The sequence below is a fragment of the Cysteiniphilum litorale genome (genome assembly GCF_003428165.1).
Lineage (GTDB): Bacteria > Pseudomonadota > Gammaproteobacteria > Francisellales > Francisellaceae > Caedibacter > Caedibacter litoralis.
In genome coordinates this window covers 1-7386 of sequence record NZ_QLIQ01000065.1, presented here as the reverse complement: position 1 = coordinate 7386, position 7386 = coordinate 1, and the positions used below count along the sequence as shown (strand labels likewise).

General features: G+C 42.9%; 1 protein-coding gene. It reads right to left on the bottom strand.

Annotated features, from left to right (window positions below):
* On the bottom strand, nt 1–7386 hold a 7386-nt coding region (locus tag DNJ75_RS13770), incomplete at both ends, for an FG-GAP repeat protein (RefSeq protein WP_117004022.1).

The following is a 7386-nucleotide window of genomic DNA, read 5'->3' as shown; positions in this document are numbered from 1 at the left end:
CATGCGTATCATCTGCATCAGATAACGTAATACCATTATCAATAACAATGGCACTGGCATTTTCAATATAATTAACAACACCGCCAGCATTTACAATGGGCGCATTATTAATCGCACCTAAATTCACGGTACTGGTCGCTATATTTGAATTTCCATCACCGTCATTTGTCGTCCAGCTAATCGTGCGTGATAATGTGCTTGGATTAGATGATAAATTCTGATAAGTAACTGATCTTAACGCCGCTTGATAATTAGCGACCGTGTCACTGCCTGTTAAGGTCAACACACCTGTTGTTGCATTAAAGCTTCCGCTGATATTTGCGGTATTTGCAAATGCTAAGATATCCTCACCATTGACATAGTTATTACTAATCGTCACTGTTGCACCTTCAATATTTGTGTCATCAACATCAGACATGCTCAGTAATCCATCAATCACTGTTGCTGGGTCGTTTTCACTATAGCTTAATACTCCTCCAGCAGATAAAACGGGAACATCATTCACCGCAGTCACATTAATGGTGCTGGTGACAAGATTTGAATTGGCATCGCCATCATTCACTAACCATCTAACGGTTCTTGACAGCGTACTTGGGTTATCTGAAGTATTTTGATAGGTCACACTACGCAATGCTGCCTGATAATTAGCGATCGTATCACTACCACTTAAGGTTAATACACCGCTGGCAGCATTAAAGCTACCGGTAATATTAGCAGTATTCGCAAATGCTAAGATGTCTTCACCATTAACATAATTACCAATCATGCTAACACTTGCGCTTTGAATATGGGTATCGTCAACATCATTAATACTAATACTAGTGTCTATCACACTCGCTGGCGCGTTTTCTGTGTAATTTAACGTGCCACCTGCTACCATAACTGGTGCATCATTCACCGCGGTAATATTAATCGTACTTGTCACCGCACTTGAGTTCACATCGCCATCATTAACAACAAAGCTCACGGTACGTGCTAAGGTACTTGGATTATCAGACGTGTTTTGATAGGTCACACTGCGTAAAGCCGCTTGATAGTTGGCAAGCGTGTCAGTACCTGTTAGGGTTAACACACCAGTTCCTGCATTAAAGCTTCCCGTGATATTAGCAGTATTCGCAAATGCTAAGATATCCTCACCATTAACATAATTATTGCTAATGGTAATGGTTGCGCTTTCGATATTGGTATCATCTGCATCATTCACAGTAAGTGCCGCATCAATGACACTGGCAGAGGCGTTTTCAGTATAGTTTAACGTACCACCTGCCACCACAACCGGTGCATCATTCACCGCGGTGATATTAATCGTACTTGTAACCGCTACTGAGTTACTACCACCATCATTAACAACAAAGCTCACCGTACGCGCTAAGGTACTTGGATTATCAGACGTGTTTTGATACGTCACACTACGCAACGCTGCCTCATAGTTGGCAAGCGTATCACTACCACTTAAAGTAAGCTCACCCGTACTGGCATTAAAGCTGCCGCTGATATTTGCCGTATCAACAAACGCTAAGATATCCTCACCATTAACATAGTTAGCCGTTATTGTAACCGTTGCTTCCTCAATATGAGTATCATCGTCATCACTCACGGTAACGGTGCCATCAATGACACTGGCTGCATCATTTTCCGTATAGTTTAATGTTCCACCCGCTGTTATAACAGGAAGGTTGTTCACTGCATTGACATTAATTGTGCTTGTCGCTGCAGTTGAATTGACATCACCATCATTAACAACAAAGCTCACCGTACGTGCTAATGTGCTTGGATTATTTGAGGTGTTGTAATAAAGCACACTACGCAACGCTGCTTGATAATTAGCGACTGTATCACTACCTGTTAAGGTCATGACTCCAGTACCTGCGTTAAAGCTGCCAGTAATATTGGCTGTATCCGTAAACTCTAAAACATCCTGCCCTGCGGCAAAGTTACCCGTAATTGAAATCGTTGCACTTTCAATATTAGTATCATCAACATCATTAACGGTAATCGAACCATTAATGACCACTCCTGGTGACTGTTCCGTATAACTTATCGCACCACCTGCCACGACAACCGGTGCGTCATTCACTGCTGTCACATTAATCGTACTTGTCACCGCACTTGAGTCAACATCTCCATCACTAACAACAAAGCTCACAGTACGCGCTAAGGTACTTGGATTATCAGACGTGTTTTGATAGGTCACACTACGTAATGCTGCCTGATAATTAGCGACTGTATCACTACCTGTTAAGGTTAACACACCAGTTCCTGCATTAAAGCTTCCCGTAATATTAGCAGTATCTGCAAATGCTAAGATATCCTCACCATTAACATAGTTATTGCTAATGGTAATGGTTGCGCTTTCGATATTGGTATCATCCGCATCATTCACGGTAATCGCACCATCAATGGCACTGGCAGAGTCATTCTCGGTATAGCTTAATGTGCCACCTGCCACCACAATCGGTGCGTCATTCACCGCGGTGATATTAATCGTACTTGTCACCGCACTTGAGTCAACATCTCCATCATTAACGACAAAGCTAATTGTTCGTGCTAAGGTGCTTGGATTATCAGACGTGTTTTGATACGTCACACTGCGTAATGCTGCCTGATAGTTGGCAAGCGTGTCAGTACCTGTTAGGGTTAATACCCCAGTTCCTGCATTAAAGCTTCCTGTGATATTCGCCGTATTTGCAAATCCAAGCACATCTTGTCCTGTCGCAAAGTTACCCGTAATTGAAATGGTTGCACTTTCAAGGTTGGTATCATCAACATCATTGATGGTAATGGTATTATCAATCACTGTGGCACTATCGTTTTCGGTATAACTTAAGACCGCACCTGCGGTAACCACAGCAGCATCATTCACTGCGGTCACATTAATGGTACTTGTCACCGCACTTGAGTTGACATCGCCATCATTAACAACAAAGCTCACGGTACGTGCTAAGGTACTTGGGTTATCAGAAGTATTTTGATAGGTCACACTGCGTAATGCCGCTTGATAATTGGCAAGCGTGTCAGTACCTGTTAGGGTTAACACACCAGTTCCTGCATTAAAGCTTCCCGTGATATTAGCAGTATTCGCAAATGCTAAGATATCCTCACCATTAACATAGTTATTGCTAATCGTAACACTTGCGCTTTCAATATTGGTATCATCCGCATCATTCACAGTAAGCGCCACATCAATGGCACTGGCAGAGGCGTTCTCAGTATAGTTTAACGTACCTCCTGCCACCACAATCGGTGCATCATTCACCGCGGTGATATTAATCGTACTTGTAACCGCTACTGAGTTACTACCACCATCATTAACAACAAAGCTCACCGTACGTGCTAAGGTGTTTGGATTATCAGACGTGTTTTGATACGTCACACTACGCAACGCTGCCTCATAGTTGGCAAGCGTATCACTACCACTTAAAGTAAGCTCACCCGTACTGGCATTAAAGCTTCCGGTGATATTTGCCGTATCAACAAACGCTAATACATCCTCACCATTAACATAGTTAGCCGTTATTGTAACCGTTGCTTCTTCAATATGGGTATCATCCTCATCGCTCACAGTAATGGTGCCATCAATGACACTGGCTGCATCATTTTCCGTATAGTTTAATGTTCCACCCGCTGTTATAACAGGAAGGTTGTTCACTGCATTGACATTAATTGTGCTTGTCGCTGCAGTTGAATTGACATCACCATCATTAACAACAAAGCTCACCGTACGTGCTAATGTGCTTGGATTATTTGAGGTGTTGTAATAAAGCACACTACGCAACGCTGCTTGATAATTAGCGACTGTATCACTACCTGTTAAGGTCATGACTCCAGTACCTGCGTTAAAGTTACCGCTAATATTGGCTGTATCCGTAAACTCTAAAACATCCTGCCCTGCGGCAAAGTTACCCGTAATTGAAATCGTTGCACTTTCAACATTAGTATCATCAACATCATTGACGGTAATCGAACCATTAATGACCACACCTGGTGACTGTTCCGTATAACTTACCGCACCGCCTGCCACGACAACCGGTGCGTCATTCACTGCGGTCACATTAATCGTACTGGTGACCGCACTTGAGTTGACATCGCCATCATTCACGACAAAGCTCACGGTACGTGCTAAGGTACTTGGATTATCAGACGTGTTTTGATAGGTCACACTACGTAATGCTGCCTGATAATTAGCGACTGTATCACTACCTGTTAAGGTTAATACACCAGTTCCTGCATTAAAGCTTCCCGTGATATTAGCAGTATCTGCAAATGCTAAGATATCCTCACCATTGATATAGTTATTGCTAATAGTAATGGTTGCGCTTTCGATATTGGTATCATCCGCATCATTCACGGTAATCGCACCATCAATGGCACTGGCAGAGTCATTCTCGGTATAGCTTAACGTACCTCCTGCCACCACAACAGGTGCATCATTCACTGCTGTCACATTAATCGTACTTGTCACCGCACTTGAGTCAACATCTCCATCATTAACGACAAAGCTAATTGTTCGTGCTAAGGTGCTTGGATTATCAGACGTGTTTTGATACGTCACACTGCGTAATGCCGCCTCATAGTTGGCAAGCGTGTCAGTACCTGTTAGGGTTAACACCCCAGTTCCTGCATTAAAGCTTCCTGTGATATTCGCCGTATTTGTAAATCCAAGCACATCTTGTCCTGTCGCAAAGTTACCCGTAATTGAAATGGTTGCACTTTCAAGGTTGGTATCATCAGCGTCGCTCACCGTAATTGCACCATCAATCACACTGGCTGCATCATTCTCGGTATAATTTAACGTGCCACCAGCCACAACAACAGGCGCAATACTCACACCTGTTACATTAATCTCTTGTGTTAACGCACTACTTGTCGCGCCATCACCATCATTGACTGTCATCGCAATCGTCCGCTGTGCTGCTGGAGTTATGGATGAGTTAGTATATTGAATCGCTTTAACCAATGCTCTCACCGCAGCATCTGTGGCATTAACACTCGTAAAATTAACCACCAGATTATTCCCTGCACTACCATTACTCACAATGCTACCAATAATATTCCCTTCAAAACTGACATCCGTACCGCTGACACCGATTTGATCAGTTCCCGTGCCCTGATTCTCAATGCTAAAATGATCCTCACTATTGCTGGTATTTACTAATGTTAAATTACCACCATTAAAGTTTGCCGTATCAACATCTATCACAACAAAGGCGTTTGTTAAGGTCGCAATATTATACGCTGGATCGCCTTCAGTTACCGTAATTGCGGCAAGAGTGCCTAAATTGCTATTAGCAGGTAGATCAAACAAGTAAGCCTTACCAGCGCTGCTTAAGCCTGAGACATCTTTAGCTGAGTTACCAACTAATACTCGATCATTGTCAATCACAATAGTACCGTAACTACCGCCAAAACCATCATTATCGAGTGTATCACTTCCTTTGAAGCTCTCTAATAGCTGCCAACTGCCTTCCAAATAGCGATAAACCAATGCCTCTGTAGGGGTGTTTCTGTGTGACGCAATCACTGTTTCACCTTCTATCGCAACAGAAAATCCAAAATTACCATTCGCAACTAGAGTTTGGGCAGTCAGCATGACTTCCTGTGCCCAGCTAACACCGTTAAACCGATAAATATAAACCGCACCCTCTCCACCAGATGCCGCTATACTTGCATCACCACTACCAAGCACAATCACATCTTTATCCATGGCGATGTTATAGTTTATATTACTGGTTTGAGTAACATCACCAACACTGATTTTTTGCTCCTCATCCCACATATCCGTCGTGTCATTAAAGCGGTAAACATAAACAAGACCTGTCTTGGTTAACCCAACACTTGCTGATATTGCAATGGCGTTATCACTGATAGCAACACTAGAACCAAAGCGGTTATTTGCTGCACCATCACTGGCATTTAATTTCTGCTCAAGTGTCCACGTTTGACCATCATAGCGATATACATAAGCTGAACCAGAACTACTGCCATTATCATCATCTCCAAATGAGCCTACCACCAGCGTATTGCCAGACTGGGCAAGGCTAATACCAAACTCATCACTAGCAGCGATATCAACAGGCACAATCTTTTGTGTTTCAATCCAGTTGCTGCCATCATATTTAAAGATATATACCGCACCTCTATTGCCATTATCACGTTGTGCAGAAACAAATAGCATATCGCCATCCAATGCTACCTGCGCACCAAATTGCGCATTACTGGTCGCATCACTGGCAAGCAGTTTCGTTTCAATCCAGTTGCTGCCATCAAAACGATAAACATACACTGCACCATTTGTACTTAATGCACCACTATCCTCAAACTCAGCACCAATTGCCACCACATTACCTGACATCGCAACCGCTGAACCAAAGAAATCAGCTACTGCTGCATCTGAAGCAACAAAGGTGTTAAGCTCACTCACTGTAATGTCTTTATTCACAAAAACAGGCGCATCAGCAACTGCACTTAGATTAATCGTACTGTCTACACTCACAGAATCAACATCACCATCATTGACCACAAAGCTAATTGTCCGTGCGGCAGTATTTGGCGTATCTGACGTGTTTTGATACGTGACACTACGCAAAGCCGCTTGATAATTTGCCAAAGTATCATGCCCCACCAAGGTCAACACACCACTGATAATGTTATAAGATCCTTTAATCGTCGCTGTATCGGTAAAGCCTAAAATATCTTCAGCCATCGTAAAGTTATTATTGATGGTAATGGTTGCCCGCTCAAGATGCGTATCATCTATATCACTAATTGCCAAAGTGTTATCAATGACTTTTGCGGCATCATTTTCAGTATATGCAATCGTCACACCTCCGGTTAATGCCGGAACATCAGGCACTGAGGTCACATTAACCACTGCATTAATCACATTGGAATTATCATTGCCATCAAATACCGTAAAGGTAATACCACGCGCTAACACAGACGGTGCCTCAGAGGTATTTTGATATTTGACTGAGCGCAATGCCAACTCATAATTGGCTAATGTATCTGCGCCACTTAATGATAATACACCAGTACCTGCATTAAATGATCCTGTGATATTGCCTACTGATGTAAAACTTAAAACATCTTCACCATTAGCATAATTGCTATTAATCGTCACCGTCGCAGATTGAATCTGGGTATCATCACCATCGTTGATCGCCAAGGTGCTATCGATCACCGTTGCGCTATCATTTTCAGTGAAGTTTAAGACCCGTCCTGCAAAATCTAAGCGATACGTACTCACACGACCACTATCCGTGCCATTGACCGTATCACTATTTACTGCACCAGCGCTTAAGGTTCTACCATCACCACTTAACGCCACCGAATAACCAAATTGATCATCCGCAGCTGCACCATCAATTTCAGTCACAAACTGCCAGA